At 64.6% G+C, this 15211-nt stretch carries 18 protein-coding genes and 1 pseudogene; 1 reads left to right on the top strand and 18 read right to left on the bottom strand.

Going from position 1 to position 15211, the window contains the following annotated elements; genetic code table 11:
- Positions 1-323, bottom strand: a 323-nt coding sequence (locus P8Y39_01870; GenBank protein MEJ2191084.1) for a hypothetical protein, incomplete at its 3' end; no start/stop codon positions are given.
- 12 nt (positions 324-335) lie between these two features.
- Between P8Y39_01870 and P8Y39_01865 the strand changes: the two genes are divergently transcribed.
- Positions 336-647: a 4Fe-4S binding protein gene (locus tag P8Y39_01865; GenBank protein ID MEJ2191083.1), complete on the top strand. Its 312-nt coding sequence runs from the start codon at positions 336-338 to the stop codon at positions 645-647.
- A 34-nt stretch (positions 648-681) separates the two neighbouring features.
- On the opposite strand, the gene P8Y39_01860 is transcribed toward P8Y39_01865, so the two are convergent.
- The 17 genes and pseudogenes from P8Y39_01860 to P8Y39_01780 form a co-directional block, all read right to left on the bottom strand.
- Entirely contained in the window at positions 682-1224 is a 543-nt protein-coding gene (locus tag P8Y39_01860; GenBank protein MEJ2191082.1) for a DUF116 domain-containing protein, read from the bottom strand.
- Positions 1221-2141 (bottom strand): methionyl-tRNA formyltransferase, encoded by a 921-nt coding sequence (fmt, locus tag P8Y39_01855; GenBank protein ID MEJ2191081.1) that lies wholly within the window; start codon positions 2139-2141, stop codon positions 1221-1223. Before fmt ends, P8Y39_01860 begins: the two co-directional genes overlap by 4 nt.
- A 6-nt stretch (positions 2142-2147) precedes the next feature.
- Positions 2148-2660, bottom strand: coding sequence for a peptide deformylase (gene def / locus P8Y39_01850; GenBank protein MEJ2191080.1), 513 nt, complete (start codon positions 2658-2660; stop codon positions 2148-2150).
- An 18-nt stretch (positions 2661-2678) separates the two neighbouring features.
- Complete coding sequence (locus P8Y39_01845) at positions 2679-3062, bottom strand: hypothetical protein (GenBank protein MEJ2191079.1); 384 nt, start codon at positions 3060-3062, stop codon at positions 2679-2681.
- 65 nt (positions 3063-3127) lie between these two features.
- Positions 3128-4303, bottom strand: a complete 1176-nt coding sequence (gene argJ / locus P8Y39_01840) for a bifunctional glutamate N-acetyltransferase/amino-acid acetyltransferase ArgJ (protein ID MEJ2191078.1) — start codon at positions 4301-4303, stop codon at positions 3128-3130.
- Positions 4300-5340 (bottom strand): N-acetyl-gamma-glutamyl-phosphate reductase, encoded by a 1041-nt coding sequence (gene argC, locus P8Y39_01835; GenBank protein ID MEJ2191077.1) that lies wholly within the window; start codon positions 5338-5340, stop codon positions 4300-4302. The genes argJ and argC overlap by 4 nt, the downstream gene beginning before the upstream one ends.
- A gap of 28 nt (positions 5341-5368) precedes the next feature.
- Positions 5369-5761, bottom strand: a complete 393-nt coding sequence (rpsI, locus tag P8Y39_01830) for a 30S ribosomal protein S9 (GenBank protein MEJ2191076.1) — start codon at positions 5759-5761, stop codon at positions 5369-5371.
- 13 nt (positions 5762-5774) lie between these two features.
- Positions 5775-6203 carry a 50S ribosomal protein L13 gene (gene rplM / locus P8Y39_01825; protein ID MEJ2191075.1) on the bottom strand — a complete coding sequence of 143 codons (429 nt, stop codon included), beginning with the start codon at positions 6201-6203 and terminating at the stop codon, positions 5775-5777.
- Between the two features lie 115 nt (positions 6204-6318).
- Positions 6319-6858, bottom strand: coding sequence for a macro domain-containing protein (locus tag P8Y39_01820; protein ID MEJ2191074.1), 540 nt, complete (start codon positions 6856-6858; stop codon positions 6319-6321).
- Positions 6859-6871: 13 nt separating this feature from the next.
- Positions 6872-8317: pseudogene (locus P8Y39_01815) on the bottom strand (RtcB family protein).
- A gap of 11 nt (positions 8318-8328) precedes the next feature.
- On the bottom strand, positions 8329-8742 hold the full coding sequence (locus P8Y39_01810; protein ID MEJ2191073.1) for an archease: 414 nt from the start codon (positions 8740-8742) through the stop codon (positions 8329-8331).
- 150 nt (positions 8743-8892) lie between these two features.
- Positions 8893-9789, bottom strand: a complete 897-nt coding sequence (locus tag P8Y39_01805) for a lysophospholipid acyltransferase family protein (GenBank protein MEJ2191072.1) — start codon at positions 9787-9789, stop codon at positions 8893-8895.
- Entirely contained in the window at positions 9786-12251 is a 2466-nt protein-coding gene (locus tag P8Y39_01800; protein ID MEJ2191071.1) for an AAA family ATPase, read from the bottom strand. The genes P8Y39_01805 and P8Y39_01800 overlap by 4 nt, the downstream gene beginning before the upstream one ends.
- Before the next feature lie 48 nt (positions 12252-12299).
- Entirely contained in the window at positions 12300-13172 is an 873-nt protein-coding gene (xerD, locus tag P8Y39_01795) for a site-specific tyrosine recombinase XerD (GenBank protein ID MEJ2191070.1), read from the bottom strand.
- Position 13173: 1 nt separating this feature from the next.
- The gene (locus P8Y39_01790) at positions 13174-13944 is read right to left on the bottom strand and encodes a ribonuclease H-like domain-containing protein (protein ID MEJ2191069.1); all 771 of its coding nucleotides are present in this window, start codon (positions 13942-13944) and stop codon (positions 13174-13176) included.
- Positions 13945-13995: 51 nt separating this feature from the next.
- Positions 13996-14712 carry a tRNA1(Val) (adenine(37)-N6)-methyltransferase gene (locus P8Y39_01785; protein MEJ2191068.1) on the bottom strand — a complete coding sequence of 239 codons (717 nt, stop codon included), beginning with the start codon at positions 14710-14712 and terminating at the stop codon, positions 13996-13998.
- 6 nt (positions 14713-14718) lie between these two features.
- Positions 14719-15126 (bottom strand): bacteriohemerythrin, encoded by a 408-nt coding sequence (locus P8Y39_01780; protein MEJ2191067.1) that lies wholly within the window; start codon positions 15124-15126, stop codon positions 14719-14721.
- Between the last annotated feature and the right edge of the window lie 85 nt (positions 15127-15211).

The following is a 15211-nucleotide window of genomic DNA, read 5'->3' as shown; positions in this document are numbered from 1 at the left end:
GTTTCCAAATCGATAAAGAAATCATAGTCTCCCGACGCGATGCGGTTTGTTCCTTCGGCCAATTCCTGTATGGGAACCGTAATTTCCTTGGAAAGATAAAAACCAAACCAGACGGATGAAAAGATGATGAGCAATGTCACAATGGAGAGGGTGATCATGTGGCTGATCTTGATGGGTTGTTTAAGCATTTTGAGCTGGCGATACTCTTGGAGACCTCTTGAAATGGCATGAAGCCGGTTTACAAAATCATTCTGGCTTTGCTGATCATTATCCCGGCCGCATTGCTGGGCGGCCTGATGTACCTGTATAGTCTGCAGCCGCAATATTCGGGTCGGTTGGCCCTGGCCGGCCTCAAGCTCTACCTGGCGCGCAACTCCTTCATGAGCCTTGGCGCGGGCACGGGGCTGCTTCCCGGCACGCCGGGAAATCCCAGCCTGCGGGCCTTCATGGGCATCGTCTTCGAACCCAGCATCGGCGACCGGGACGCCTGCATGGAATGCGGCGCCTGCCAGAGGAACTGCCCCTCTCAGGCCGTCACCGTAAACGCCGGGGTAGGATGCGCCTCGGCAGTGCTCAAGGGGTTCTTCAGGCGGACCGAGCCCTCCTGTGACTGCTCCTCCTCCGGTTCGTCCTCCTGCTGCGGCTGAAGAGCCGCCCATCGAGATTCCCGCCGGAAGGCGTTCAGGGGGACGGGGCCTTCGGCTCGCTCAGAAGACCGATGGCCTGCACCACCTTGCCCAGGTCTACCCGCGTGTTCAGGCAGGGGCCGAAGGGCCGCTCGTTGGGGATGCCCAGGACCGGCAGGGGAAAGGTGTCGGCTATGCCGCTGGTGAGGTCCCGCTCGCAGGCCACGGCCACGATGGCGTCCGGGCGGACGTCCTCGACGATGCGCCTTGCCAGGTTCCCCCCGGTGGCCACGAAGAGCTCCAGGCCGTTCTGGTCGGCTATCTGGATGAGGTCCTTCATCTCGCATTTCCCGCATCCCTGACAGTTGCGCACGTTGTGGGTCAGGCGAATCTTGCAGGTATCCACCTGAAGGCAGTGGGGCAGAAGGAGGAGGAGCCTCGCCGCGGGGCGCCGCCCTCTCATCACCAGCCTGTTGTTGAGCCGGACGACCAGCCGCTGCAGGCCCTCCTTCCTCCGCGGGACGAAGGAGCCCGCCATCATGAAAAGCGGGTAGATAACCTTCAGGAGCACGCCTCTCTGCCAGGTCGCCGCCTTCATCTCATGACCATCCCTTTCTCCACCGTCCTGCCCCGGAGGAACTCCCGCGAGGCCATCGCCCGCTTCCCCCCGGCCTGAAGCTCGTCAATGGAGATAATGCCATCTCCCGTGCCCACGAAGATATAGCCGTCGGAGACGTCTTTCACCACCCCGGGCTCACCCTCGCCCTGGAAGACGCTCACCCTGAGTATCTTCACCCTGAGTCCGTCGAGGTCGCCGAAAGCCCCCGGCCAGGGCTGCATGCCCCGGACGAGGTCATGGATTTCCAGGGCGCTCTTCTTCCAGTTTATCCTGCCGTCCTCTTTCTTGAAAGGGGGGGCGTAGGTCGCGGGCCCCTCCTGGGGGCGGGGCGTGATGCTGCCCTCGCGGAGGCCCCGGAGCGTATCCACCAGGAGCGGACCGCCGGCCTCGGCCATCCTGCGCGACAGGCTCCCGGCGGTGTCCTCCTCGGCGATGGGGATGGCCTTCTGAAGGAGGATGGGCCCCTCGTCGAGGCGCTCGGTGATGACCATGGTCGTCAGGCCGGTCTCCTTCTCCCCGTTGATGACGGCCCAGGCGATGGGCGCCGCCCCGCGGTAGCGGGGAAGGAGAGAGCCATGCAGGTTGACGGGAGCGATTGAGGGGGCATCGAGGACCCCGGGGGTGAGTATCCTGCCGTAGGCGACCACGACGATGAACTCGGGGCGAAGGGAGCGGAGCTCGTCCAGGAAACCCTGGTCCTTCATGCTCACGGGCTCCAGGACCCGGATTCCCATGTCCAGGGCTTTTTCCTTGACCCTGGAGGGCTCGGGCCCTCCGCCCCTGCTTCTGCGCCTGTCGGGGCGCGTGACGACGGCCACCACTTCCTCGCCCGCCTCCGCAAGACTCTTCAGTGAAGGGACGGCAAACTCGGGAGAGCCGAAAAAAACCAGGGACATTCCGGACTAACCGGCTTTGGCCGGGCTCTTCTTGATGCGTTTCCGGTAGAATTCCCTCTTCAGGGCGCTCGCCCTGTCCAGGATGAGGCGCCCCTCCAGGTGGTCTATCTCATGCTGAAGGGCAATGGCCAGAAGCCCCGTCGCATCGACCGCCGCCTCCCGTCCCTGCCGGTCCAGGTACCGTACGGTTACCTCGCCGGCGCGCTTGATGTTCGCGGTAAACCCCGGAAGGCTCAGGCAGCCCTCTTCGTACTCCACCTCCCCCTCGGCGCGCACAATCTCGGGGTTGACGAGGACCATGAGAGGGTGCTCCCCATCCAGGTCGCTCCTGACCTCCACGACGATAACCCGCTTTGAGACCCCCACCTGGGGAGCAGCCAGCCCGACGCCGGAGGCGGCGTACATGGTCTGCACCATGTCGTCTATCAGGCGCTCCGTCTCCTCGTCCATCCGCTGGACGGCGTGCGCCCTTTGCCTCAGGACGTCATCGGGGTACTTTCTGACCTCTCGCACTGCCATACTCTTATTATACAAGCTTTATTCCGCCTTTTTCTTTCGCACGAAGTAGTACTTGGGATTCCTGTCGAAGCGTCCCCCGTCGCCGAGGAAATACTTTCCCGACCGGGTGTCGTGGCGCACGACGCCCTCCTCGTATCCGTCCGCGCCGGAGTTCAGGGCAGCCTCGATGTCCCAGTTGAACGCCAGGGACAGGGCGTCCATGTAAGCCTCGCCGAGCTTCTTTCCGCTGCGGTCGAAGACGAAAGCGGCGCCGCAGCCACAGAAGCCTCCCTCGACGGTGTCTCCGAAGGGGGTTTCCACTTCGAGCGGCCCTCCGAGGGCGGTATGGCAGAAGGGGCAGCGGAGGACGACGTCCCTGTCATAGACGTTCGCGCCCCCGCCTTTATATTTTTTTCTGGCCATGCGGCTCCATTCGCTTTTTCTCCTATTCTGAACCCTGGGTGAGGAGGATGTCCAGGCTCGGGAGCTCAGGTCGTGTAGGCGGCGTTTATCTTTACGTACTCCTCGGTGAGGTCCGAGGTAAGAACACAGGCCGAGCCCCGGCCCACACCGAGAGAGATAAGGATGCGGACTTCGTTGCCGCCGAGCTCGGCGCGCGCCTCCTCGGTCAACCCGGTGGCGACCCCACGGCGGATGGCCGTCACCCGGCCCAGGGAGACGTCGATGAGCTCCTCCTTCACCCTGGAGCCCGAAGCGCCCAGGGCCGCCATGATACGGCCGGGGTTGGGGTCCGCGCCGTAAACGGCGGTCTTGACCAGAAGGGAATTGGCCACCGCCTTGGCGGCCCGGAGCGCCTCGGCGTCGGATTTTGCACCCCGCACATCCACCTCGATGAGCTTGGTCGCCCCTTCCGCGTCCAGGACGACCATGCGCGCCAGGTCCGCCGCGAGATCCGAAAGGGCGGAGACAAATGTCTTGTAATGGCGCGAGCCCGTGGTTATCTCCTTGTTGCCCGCCATGCCGTTTGCGAGGATGAGCGCCGTGTCGTTCGTGGAGCAGTCGCCGTCCACCGTTATCCTGTTGAAGGACTGCTCCACCGCCTCGCGGAAGGCCGCCTTCAACGCTTGGCCCTCGACCGCCAGGTCCGTCATGAAGAAAGCGAGCATGGTGGCCATGTGGGGCTCTATCATGCCCGCGCCCTTGGCCACGGCGCTCAGCGTGGCCTCGCGGGCCCCCACCTTCACCGTGCGGTGGGCGACCTTCGGCACCGTGTCGGTGGTCATGATGGCCCGGGCCACCTCCATGAGGCCCACAGAGCCGAGGTCCCGGGCCAGGGCCTCGATGCCCCGGCGCACCCGGGCCATGGGAAGGGAAACGCCGATAACCCCCGTGGAGCAAACGTAGACCTCGCGCGCAGGAAGAGAAAGCGATTCGGCGGCCAGCGAAGCCATCTCCCGGGCGTCCCCCACGCCCTGGGCCCCGGTGCAGGCATTGGCGTTTCCGCTGTTTACGAGCACGGCGCGCCCCCGCCCCCTGCGAACGCGCTCCCTGTTGAGGGTCACGGTGGGGGACTTTACCCTGTTCGTGGTGAAGGCCCCGGCGGCCAGGGCGGGCGCCTCCGAGTAGATAAGGGCCATGTCGTTTCTGCCGGGCCCCTTGATGGACGCCCCGGCCGCGGCATAGCGGAACCCTCGGGGGCTCACGGGGCGAGCCCCGCAGACTCCAGGGCCGTCTCCTCCCCGAAGCCCATCATGAGGTTCATGCACTGTACGGCCTGCCCGGAGGCCCCTTTCACGAGGTTGTCCAGGGCGGTAACGACGACCACCCTCCGGGTCCGCTTATCCAGGGCAAACCCGATGTGGCAGGCGTTCGACCCCCGGACCGCCTTTATGTTCGGGAAGGCGCCCTTCCCCAGGACCCGGACGAAGGGCTCGCCCCGGTAGCGCTCGGCGTAGAGTGCGCGGATGCGTTCTTCGTCGGGCTCTCCCCGGAGCCGTCCGTACAGGGTGCTCAGAATCCCGCGGTCGACGGGCAGAAGATGGGGGGTAAAGGAGACCCTGACCTGCTCTCCCGCCAGAAGGGAGAGCTCCTGCTCTATCTCCGGGGTATGCCGGTGGCCGGCCACCGCATAGGCCTTGAACCCCCCGCCCACTTCGGAGAAGGACAGAGAGAGGTCGCCCTTTCGGCCGGCCCCGCTCGTGCCGCTCTTGGAGTCGATGACCAGGGAGTCCGGCTCGACGACGCCCCCTTCGAGCAAGGGAAGAAGGCCCAGGAGAGCCCCGGTGGGATAGCAGCCGGGGTTGGCCACCAGGGAGGCCTTGCGGATGTCCTCGCGGTACCGCTCGGGAAGCCCGTAGACGGCCTGCTTCAGGGTTTCGGGGAAGCGATGGGGCGTCTTATACCACTCTTCGTAGACGGCCGGGTCCTTCAAGCGGAAGTCAGCCGACAGGTCCACGACCTTCTTGCCGTTGTCGAAAAAATACCGGACCGCCTCCTGCGAGGCCGCATGCGGCAGGGCCATGAAGAAAAAATCGGCCCTCTTGAGGAGCTTCTCTTTCTCCAGGCGTTCGTAACGCAGGCGGGCGTAAGCGCCCAGGTGGGGGAAAAGGTCGGCCGGGGACCGGCCGGCCGAGCGCTCCGAGGTGACGGCGCGGACCTCCACCCCGGGATGGCGAAGCAGGATGCGAAGCAGCTCGGAGCCGGCGTAGCCGCTCCCGCCGCATATGGCTACTTTGAGCATGGGCCCCTCGGCGGTGGGTCAGGGAGGGTTATCTCTTGGAGAACTGGAACCGCGCCCGCGCGCCCTTCTGGCCGTACTTCTTCCGCTCCTTCTCGCGAGGGTCTCTCGTCAGGAACCCCTCTTTCTTCAGGCGGGGCCTGAGGTCGCTGTCCACGTGGGTAAGGGCCCGCGAAATGCCGTGCCTCAGGGCGCCGGCCTGGCCGGTGAGCCCGCCGCCGCTGACCTTGGCCGCAACGTCGTACTTGCCGACGGTGCCGGTCAGCTCCAGGGGCTGCCGGATCATCATCCGGAGGGTTTCCCGCGGGAAATACTCGTCCAGGGGCTTCGTGTTGACGAAGATATCGCCCCGGCCCGGGCTCATGGATACCCTGGCTACCGACGTCTTCCGCCGGCCGGTGGCGCTGTAATTGATTTCAGCCATTCCTTCTCCTTAGCTATAACTGAATCGGTTCGGGCTTCTGGGCCCTGTGGGGATGCTCCGGACCCCTGTAGACCTTCAGCTTGCGGAACATGGCCCGTCCCAGCCTGTTCTTGGGAAGCATGCCCCAGACAGCCTGCCGGATGACGTCCTCGGGCTTCTTCTGGAGCTTTTCCCTGAGCGAGGCCGACCTGATGCCGCCGGGGTATCCGGTGTGCCAGTAATATATCTTGTCGTTGACCTTGTTCCCCGTGAGCTTTATCTTCTCGGCATTGACGACCACGACGAAATCGCCCGTGTCCACGTGAGGCGTGTAGGTGGGCTTGCTCTTCCCCCGCAGATGGAGGGCAATCCGCGAGGCAAGCCTCCCGAGCACCTTGTCCTCTGCGTCCACGACGTACCACTTCCGGTCCGCCTCATGCTTCTTCACAAACTGGGTCTTCATCTCTCCCCTTCCGAACTCGAATGAAAAGGCTTCAATTCAAGAAGTGTATAGATTAATGGAAAAAGGGCGAGCTTGTCAACAGGAGGACCGGGCCGCCGCAGTGGGCAGCGCCCGCTTAAAGGGCGCCGAGCTCCCTTCGGAAGTGCCCCGCCGTCTCGTCGTCAAAGACGCAGAACTCCACCACCTCGAGGCTGCTCGAGGGGTTTTCGGAGAGGTACTGCCGGCACTCCCGCACCAGGATGGCCGAGCATCTGTCCTTGGGAAACCCGAATATCCCGGAGCTTATGGCCGGCATGGAGATGCTCCGGAGCCCCTTTTCCTCGGCGCGCTCGAGGCTGCTCCGCACCGCGCTTCCGAGCTTGTTGTCCTCGTCCCCTTCCCCCATGCGGGGACCCACGGCGTGGATGACGTACCGGGCCGCGAGCTTTCCGCCGGTGGTGACCACGGCGCTGCCCACGGGGGTGTAACCTATCTTGTCGCTTTCTTCCTGGATGACGTAGCCGCCCCGCCTGACGATGGCCCCGGCCACGCCCCCTCCGTGCTGCAGGCGGCTGTTGGCCGCGTTGACCACCGCGTCCACCTCCCGGGCGGTGATGTCGCCCTTGACGAGCCTGAGTGTCTTTTCCCCCACTTTCTTCTCGACCAGCACCTCCATGCGAAACCTCCTTTCATCCTTTCACCACGCCCATGGGCCTCAGGCGCGCCACCTTCCTGGATATCCCCGCCCTGTGCACCGCATCCACGACGGCCGAGACGTCCTTGTATGCCTCGGAGATTTCCTCCGCCAGGGTGGACCGCCCCCGTGAGCGCACCAGGATGCCCCGTCTCTCCAGCTCTTCGCGTATGGGCCGCCCCTTTGCCGCCTTGATGGCCTGGTGCCGGGAGAGCGCCCTGCCCGCGCCGTGGCACGTGGAGCCCCATGTCTCGCCCATCGCCCCCTCCGTGCCCAGCAGGACATAGGAGCACCGGCCCATGTCGCCGGGGATGAAGACCGGCTGTCCCACCTGCACGTACACTCCAGGCAGCTCCGGGTGGCCGGGGGGGAAGGCCCTGGTGGCCCCCTTTCTGTGGACGACGAGCTTTTTCTTCTCCCCCTCCACGGTGTGGGTTTCCACCTTGGCTATGTTGTGGGCGACGTCATAGACCAGCGAAAGCCCGAGTGAGGCAGGCGAGGACCCGAAGACCCTGGCCATGCCGTCCTTCGTCCAGTGCATGATGCACTGCCTGTTGGCCCAGGCGTAATTGGCCGCCGCCTTCATGGCCGCCATGTAGTCCCGTGCCTCCGGGCTGTCAAACGGGGTGCAGGCCAGCTCGGCGTCGGGCAGCTTTATCCCGTACTTCTTGACCGCGCGGGCCATGACCTCCAGAAAGTCCGTGCAGACCTGATGCCCGAAACCCCGGGAGCCCGTGTGAATCATCACGGTCATCTGCCCCTCGAAAAGCCCCAGGGCCCGGGCCGCATCCCGGTCGAAAATCTCCTGGACGTACTGGATTTCGAGGAAATGGTTTCCCGACCCCAGGGTGCCCTGCTGGGCCCTCCCCCTTTCGTAGGCCTTCTCGCTGATGAGGGAAGGGTCCGCCCCCTCCAGGCTCCCACCCGACTCGGTCTTCTCCAGGTCGGAGGGCTCCCCCATGCCCCGCTCCACGACCCATCGGGCACCTTTCATGAGGAGCCGCCGCTCCTCCTCGTGCCCCAGGCGAAGCTTCCCCTTGGAGCCCACGCCGCTGGGTATTTCCGCGTAAAGGACCTCCACGAGGTCCCGGAGCTTCGGGGCGGCCTGTTCCCGGGTGAGGTCGCTCCGAAGCAACCGGACCCCTCAGTTGATGTCGTATCCCACCCCTCCGGGAGAGACGACCCCCTCCCTGAGGTCGAAGGCGGCCACCCCTCCGATGGGAAACCCATAGCCCATGTGGATGTCGGGCATGGCCATGGAGGCCCCGACGATTCCCGGCAGCATAGCCACGTTGGCCACCTGGTCCACGGACCTTTTCTCCAGCGCCTGCTCAAGCACGTCGTCCACGAAGATGATGCCGCGGGTGCGCATGCCCTCCTTGTACGTGCGGGGGACCTCCAGCCTCACCGCGTCGATTCTTCTGAGCTCAGCCACGGTCATGACAGCCCTCCTCAGATGTCAAACATGATTTCCAGCCGGTACCCCTCGGGGCCTTGCTCCAGGGTAAGACCGTGGTAGGTGGCGGCCTTCAAGAGAAGGCCGCCCTCGTGGCGCTGGGGGTCGAACCGCTCTCCCCGCACCTCGGCCACGAGGGCCGTGTCCTCGAAGCTCTCGAATTCCACGGACTTGCCCACAAAGCCATGCACGTCGAAAAGATAGATGAGCTCGTTGAGCCACGAAACCAGGAGGCCCTCGCGCGAGTGGCTTCTTACCTCCACGCGCCGCACCTCCTCAGGGCGTATTGCGGCGGGCTCCGTAATCAGGCTGTACATGGCGAGGGCCGCCTCGCCAAAGGCCTCCGGAAGGCTTCCGCCCCGGGCGCGGACGCCCACGTCGCCCGAGAGGTCAAGAACCTCGTATGCCATGTAAAAAGCTATCACGGGCACTGCCGAGCGTCAAGGCGGGGCGCAAGAGCCGCGAAGAGCCGTGGTGAAATCGGGGGGCGCCCATGGGAAGAAACCGCAGGGACTCCGTTTGCGATGAGCGCGGGCCGACCCTGGTGCGCCGGGCTCTTTTCAGGAAACGGCGTTGGCCTGAGGCTCCGGTCTCGTGCCCGCTCGTTTCCAGCGCCGGTGAATCCAGAGCCACTGGGCGGGGTGCTCCCGGATCTCCTGCTCGATATGGGCCGAGAGCCTTCGGGTGTCCTCGGCCTCCTCCCCGAGAAGGGGCACTTCCTCCCGTATCCTTATGGTGTAGCCCGCGCCGTCCCAGACAATGAAGACCGGAACGAGTGCCGCCCCCGTCCGGCGGGCCAGCGCCACCGGGGTCCGCGTCGTCCAGGCCGGGGCGCCCAGGAAATCGATGAGGACCCCTTCGTCGGGAAAGACGGCCTGGTCCATGACAACGCCCACCGCCCCGCCGGAGTGGAGCACGGCGAGGAACCGCCTGAGGGCCCCCCTCTTGTAGACCATTTCGCTTCCGTATCTCTTCCGGGTGCTCATGACGAGCCTGTCCAGGTAAGGGTTGCTCTGCTTGCGGGCCACGCCCACAATGGGCATGACCCGGACGGACAGCGACAGGGCAAGGAGCTCCCAGTTGCTGAAATGGCCGGTGACGAGGATGACCCCCCTGCCCCCCTGCCGGGCCCGCTCCAGGTGCTCGCGGCCTTGCACCACGACGTCCCGGACCAGGGCGTCCCCCCGCCCGAGAAACACCTTCACCAGCTCGGCGGCCCCGCGACCCATGTGGCGGAAGTTTTCCCGGCAGATGGCCTCCGCGGAGCGCGAGTCCTCAAGCGCCCCCCGCGCGAGGGCCGCCCGCAGGTTCTCCGTGCCTACGCGCCTGCGCGTCCCCCAGAGGGCATAAAGCAGAAGGCCGAGGAGCTCCCCGACCTTCCGTGATGCTCTGAGGGGCAGCACCGCAAGGGGTGCAGCCACGGCGAGGAAAAGGAAAAGCTCAAGGACGTGCTTCATGCGCCGTTTTCCTCGTCCTCCTCCTCGTTTTCCTCCTCCTCTTCCTCCTTGCGCTTCATGGCCTCGCTTATCTCCTTGGCCCGCCTCTCCTTGAGGGCCTCGTTGATCTCCTCGAAGCGTTTCTGCACCAGGGAGTTCAGGGTGTCCTCGGGATAGGCGCCGTCTGGCCCGAGCTCCCCGGCCTTCACGCCGGTCAGGAGCTCCAGCCCCTCCTCCATCCTGTCGATGGAATAAATGGTGAACTTCCCCTCCCGCACGGCGTCCACCACGTCCTTCTTGAGCATGAGGTGCCGCTCGTTCCTCCGGGGGATGATGACCCCATGGGAGCCGTCCAGGCCCCGGAGCTTGCACAGCTCGAAAAAGCCCTCTATCTTCTCGTTCACCCCGCCGATGGGCTGCACGTCTCCGTTCTGGTCCATGGAGCCCGTCACGGCGAAGCTCTGTTTCAAAGGAACGCCGCTCAGGCTGCTCAGGATGCAGTAAAGCTCGGCACAGGTGGCGCTGTCGCCCTCCACCATGTCGTAAAGCTGCTCGAAGGTGATGGAGGCCGACGCGCTGATGGGCTTCTTCACCGCGTACTTGCTCCCCAGGTAGTTGGAGATGATGAGTATGGCCTTGCCGTGGATTCTGCCGCTCATCTTGGTCTCCCGCTCGATGTTCACCACGCCGGCCTTCCCCACAAAGGTCTTGGCCGTGATGCGCGAGGGCTTCCCGAAGCTGTAGTCCCCCATGCTCAGCACGGCGAGGCCGTTGACCTGTCCGACCCTGCCTCCCTCGGTCTCCACGATAAGGGTCCCTTCGGCCATGAGCTCGCGGAGCCGCTCCTCGATGCGGTTGCTCCGGAAAACCTGCTCCTCCAGGGCCTGTTCCACGTGGCGGCGCTCCACGACGCCCGCACCCGCCTTTTTCGCCCAGAAGTGGGCCTCCCTGAGCAGGTCGGCCACCTCCCGGAACTTCGAGCTGAGCTTGCCCTGCTGGTTGGCGATGCGCGTCCCGTGCTCTATCACCCGGCCGACGCCCCCCCGGTCGAAGGGCAGAAGCTTCTCCTCCTTGCACTTGGAGGCGATGAAGGCCGCATACTCGCGCAACATCTCCTCGGAGCGGTCCATGCGGTCGTCAAAATCGGCCTTCACCTTGAACAGCTCCTTGTACTCCTCGTCAAGCCTGTACAGGAGGTAATAGATGACGGGGTGTCCGATGAGGATGACCTTGATTTTCAACGGGACGGGCTCGGGCTTCAGCGTCGTGGTGGACATGAGCCGGTACCGCTCCCAGACGTCCTCCATCTTTATCTCCTCGTCCCTGAGCGCCCGCTTCAGGCCGTCGTATGCGAAGATGCTCCTCAGGAGGTCCAGGCTCTCCATGATGAGGTAACCGCCGTTGGCCCTGTGCAGCGCACCCGCCTTTATCTGGGTGAAGTCCGTGGTGGCCACCCCGTACTGGAACTTGTACTCCAGCCTGCCGAAGATGTTCAGGTACGTGGGGTTGCTCTCAAAGACCATGGGGGCGCCGTCGCATTCCTTGTTGTTGACGAGCACGTTGACCTTGTAACGGTTGAAGGCGGCCTCCGGCCGCGGCTGCCGCATGAAGGGAAGCGGGGAGGGCTGCTCCTCCTGGGCCTTGAAGTCGTCGAGGTTGTCCAGGACGTTTTCCCGGACGTCGTCCAGATAGCCCTGTATCCTGTCGTACTCCTTGTACTTCTGCTTGAGGTCGTCGATGAGGTCGCCCACCTCGGAGAGGGCCGCCTCCCGCTCCAGGTCCTTGAGCCTCTTCTTGACCTGCTTCTCGCTCGCCCTGAGGGAGCGGACGATGTCGTCCAGGCGCTCCTGGAGCTGCTTGCCCGTCTCCTCCACCTTCTTCTTGTGCTCCTCGTCCAGCTCCTCGAACTCCTCCTCGGAGAGGGGCTCCCCCGAGGGCTTCACCGGCACGATGAGCAGGCCGGTGACCGTCTTTCTGATGGAGAAACCCTTCTGCTTCGCATCCTCCTCGAGTTGGCTGAATTTCTCCTTCTGCTCCTTCTGGAAGCCCTCGGTGATTTTGCTCCTGGACTTCTCGTACTCCTTCGACTCGAAGACCTTGGGGATCTCCGTCTGGAGCGCCTTTACCAGCTCGTCCATGTCCTTCTGAAGCGCCGCGCCCTGCCCGGGCTCCAGCGAGATGGCCCGGGGCGCATCGGGGTCCTTGAAGTTATAGACGTAGCACCAGTCCGGCGGCACCGGCTCCTTGACGCACAGCTCGCCTATCTTCTTCTTGACGGAGGTCATCCTGCCCGAGCCGCTTTCCCCCAGGATGAATATGTTGAACCCCTTGCTGTCCAGGTTCAGCCCGAAGTCGATGGCCCGCATGGCGCGCTCCTGGCCTATGGTGCCGATGGAGGGCTCGATGTCGTCGGTCGTCTTGAAGTCGAGGGCTTCGACGTCGCACGTCTGATACAGCTGTTCAGGGCCGAGCTTCCTGTGCATGTTTCCTCCTCGAAAATTGTCTCGCCATTAACACGGTTCCTCGAACTCTCAGGCCCTCGGGTGATGCTCCTGAAAGACTTTCTTGGCCCGCTCCGACGTTACCTTCGTGTACACCTGCGTCGTGGAGATGTCGGAGTGGCCGAGCATTTTCTGCAGGGAGCGCAGGTCGGCCCCGCCCTCCAGCATGTGGGTGGCAAAGGAATGCCTGAGCGTGTGGGGAGAAAGCACGACGCCCGCCGCGCGCCCGTACGCCTTCAGGGCCTGCCAGAACCTCTGCCTGCTCATGGGGGCCCCGCGCGCGGTCAGAAACAGGTACTCCGAATGGCGCCTCTTGAGAAGCCGGGGCCGCAGCTCCCGCACGTATCGCCTCACCTTCCCCAGCGCCCGAGGGTGGGCGGGCACCACGCGCTCCTTGGACCCCTTGCCCGTGACCCGGAGGAAGCCGGCCTCGAAGTTGACGTCCCCGAGCGTAAGGCTCAACAGCTCGCTCACCCGCAGTCCCGACGAATAGATGAGCTCAAGCATGGCCGCGTCCCTCAGGGCGAAGGCCCCTCTGCCCGACGTCCTCAGGAGCCCCTTCACCTCTCCCTGCGACAGGGCCTTGGGCAGGGTCTCCCACTTCCGGGGCGAGGGGAGATTCTCCACGGGGTCCTCCTTCATCAGCCCCCGGAGGAGGAGGTAGCGCACCAGCCCCCGGACCGAGGAGAGCGCGCGGGAAAGACTCGCCTGGGAAAGGCCCGCGGCCCGCTCCTGCTCAAGAAAGTCCACGATGTCGTCCTTCCCGAACGCGGCGAGCCCCTTTCCCCTCTGCTCGAGAAAGGCATGAAACTTGCCCAGGTCCGCGGCGTACGACTGGACGGTATTGCGCGCCAGGCCCCTCTCCACGGCCAGGTGCGCTGTGAAATCTCCGAGGACGCCCATCTCAGGAAAGGTACTCTTCGATGCCCGTGGACGCCCGCAGGTCCGCGTACAGGCGCCCGGCGATGTACATCAGGTTGACCGTGTCCTCCCGGTTATAGCCGACCAGGAGCTCCATGGCGCCGTCATCGCCCCGCGACGCCCTCTCCCAGAGGAGGACGGCGTCGTAACCGTCCAGTCCCCGGGTCTCCGCGGGCCTCACTATGCCCAGCTTCTCCTCGATGCGCTTCAGGCCTCCCGTAAGCCCCACCTTCCGGGCCGCGAAGCACAGGTCGAAATGGGGCACCCGCAGGCGAAACCCCGGCAGGGTTTTCTCCAGAAATGGGATGTCGAAGGCGGAGCCAAAGAAGGTTATCAGGTACTTGTAGCCCGAAAGCTCCCGCATGAGGTTCGAGGCGGTGAGGTCCCGTCCCCTGAGGAAATACCGGTAGTCGAACCCGTCGTAGACGCCCACCACCGTGGGGTATCCTCCCCAGCCTGCCTGAAGGCCGTTGCTCTCGATGTCCAGGCAGACCGCCTCCCGGCCCAGGGCGTCAAAGAGCCGCCAGTGCTCCCGGCTCCTCAGGGTGCGGGCGAAGAAGGCGGCGTCCTTCCTCCGGAGGCGCTCGGCGGCGTCCTCCAGGTCCCGGTCGTAGAGCTCCTTCCTCCCGGGGGACATGAAATCCACGGACGGGGCCCCGAGGAAATCCTCCCATCGGAGGATTCCGCCCCGCCACAGTCTCTTTTCGCGTTTCTCCCCCAGGCCGTGGAGGATGCTGAAGGTGTTCCGTATCATGAGCGTATTATACCCGAAGTATATCAGGCCGCCCCAGGGCCGTAAACGGGCTCAGCCCTCGTACATGGAGCGCACTTCCTCGGTGTACGTCCGGCCGTCTTCCTCGTAGACGAACAGGGGCCTCTCGACCTTCAGGCCCTCCCCGCCCCCCTTGACCGCCTCCATGAGGAGAATCCGCGCCTCGGCGTCCCTTCTGCCGTGGACGAACCGGAGCCTCTTGGGCTCCAGGCCGGCGCGCCGCAGCTCCTCTGTAAGCTCCGCAAGCCGAAGGGGATGGTGGACCAGGCAGAACCGCCCTTTTTCCCTTGTGAGGCGGGCGGCGGCCCCCACAAGCTCCCGCAGGCTCAGAGCCAGCTCGTGCCGGGCCAGGGAGCGCTCCTCGGCCGCGCTGAGCTTCCCGGTGAGGGGCTTTCTAAAGGGAGGGTTGGAGACGGCCAGGTCGCATCCGGCGAGGTCCCCGAGGCTCTTGAGGTCCCGGATGTCCCTCCTCAGGGCCCGCACCTGCTCCCCCAGGCCGTTCTTTTCTATGTTTCTCGCGGCAAGGGTGTACAGGCCCTCCTGAAGCTCCAGCAGGGTGACGCGGGCCGCCGGATACCGCCGGGCCAGAAGGATGCCCACCACCCCGGCGCCGGCCCCCAGGTCCACGATGCTCCCCAGGGCCCTTGCCCGGACGAAGAACGCCAGGAGCACCGCATCGAGGGAAAACCTGTAGCCGTGCCTTCTCTGGTATATCCAGACGTCCCTGACGCTGTCGAGGGTGACCTCCACCGGGGCTCACCCGGCGGGCGTTCTGGCCTTGAGGAAAGCCCCCAGGCGGGTGTCCACGTTCTTTATGTGCTCCAGTATCCAGTCCACGACCATCTGATTGACGTAAACGGAGCGCGTGTACGAGGACGTTTCGTTCTTGAGCTCCTCTTCCATCCCCCCGAGCCGAGCGATGAAGGAAACGTGCTGGGCGCGATGGGCCTTGTAGTCCGGATAGTCGTATTTCACCATCAGGGCCTCCTCGGCTCCGAAGTGCTCGACCACGTACTCGTGGAGGAACGCCATGACCCCTCCGATGAGGAACTTGCACTGCTTTTTCTTCACCGCCTCCACAAGCTCCGTGATGCGCCTGAAGAGCTCCCTGTGCTGGACGTCTATATCCTCTACTCCCACCGAGAGGTCCGGGGTCCACTGCATGTCCGCCTCCTCACTTCCTCGCAAAGTCGCCGGCGATGCCGGCCGCTCCCTTAAACTTACCAAAAGCGGAAAGGTGAGCGCGAGG

Source organism: Nitrospirota bacterium (assembly GCA_037386965.1).
In the GTDB taxonomy this organism is placed as follows: Bacteria; Nitrospirota; Thermodesulfovibrionia; order Thermodesulfovibrionales; family JdFR-86; genus JARRLN01.
This window is presented reverse-complemented; position numbering and strand designations above follow the sequence as displayed.

Bases quoted from the DNA above. Each gene is read 5' to 3' on its own strand.
- argC (MEJ2191077.1), bottom strand. From the start codon at position 5,340: ATGCTCAAAGTAGCCATATGCGGCGGGAGCGGCTACGCCGGCTCCGAG.
- P8Y39_01800 (MEJ2191071.1), bottom strand. From the start codon at position 12,251: ATGCACAGGAAGCTCGGCCCTGAACAGCTGTATCAGACGTGCGACGTC.
- P8Y39_01780 (MEJ2191067.1), bottom strand. From the start codon at position 15,126: ATGCAGTGGACCCCGGACCTCTCGGTGGGAGTAGAGGATATAGACGTC.
- xerD (MEJ2191070.1), bottom strand. From the start codon at position 13,172: ATGGGCGTCCTCGGAGATTTCACAGCGCACCTGGCCGTGGAGAGGGGC.
- rplM (MEJ2191075.1), bottom strand. From the start codon at position 6,203: ATGAAGACCCAGTTTGTGAAGAAGCATGAGGCGGACCGGAAGTGGTAC.
- fmt (MEJ2191081.1), bottom strand. From the start codon at position 2,141: ATGTCCCTGGTTTTTTTCGGCTCTCCCGAGTTTGCCGTCCCTTCACTG.
- P8Y39_01790 (MEJ2191069.1), bottom strand. From the start codon at position 13,944: ATGATACGGAACACCTTCAGCATCCTCCACGGCCTGGGGGAGAAACGC.
- P8Y39_01820 (MEJ2191074.1), bottom strand. From the start codon at position 6,858: ATGGAGGTGCTGGTCGAGAAGAAAGTGGGGGAAAAGACACTCAGGCTC.
- rpsI (MEJ2191076.1), bottom strand. From the start codon at position 5,761: ATGGCTGAAATCAATTACAGCGCCACCGGCCGGCGGAAGACGTCGGTA.
- P8Y39_01860 (MEJ2191082.1), bottom strand. From the start codon at position 1,224: ATGAAGGCGGCGACCTGGCAGAGAGGCGTGCTCCTGAAGGTTATCTAC.
- P8Y39_01810 (MEJ2191073.1), bottom strand. From the start codon at position 8,742: ATGGCATACGAGGTTCTTGACCTCTCGGGCGACGTGGGCGTCCGCGCC.
- P8Y39_01845 (MEJ2191079.1), bottom strand. From the start codon at position 3,062: ATGGCCAGAAAAAAATATAAAGGCGGGGGCGCGAACGTCTATGACAGG.
- P8Y39_01805 (MEJ2191072.1), bottom strand. From the start codon at position 9,789: ATGAAGCACGTCCTTGAGCTTTTCCTTTTCCTCGCCGTGGCTGCACCC.
- def (MEJ2191080.1), bottom strand. From the start codon at position 2,660: ATGGCAGTGCGAGAGGTCAGAAAGTACCCCGATGACGTCCTGAGGCAA.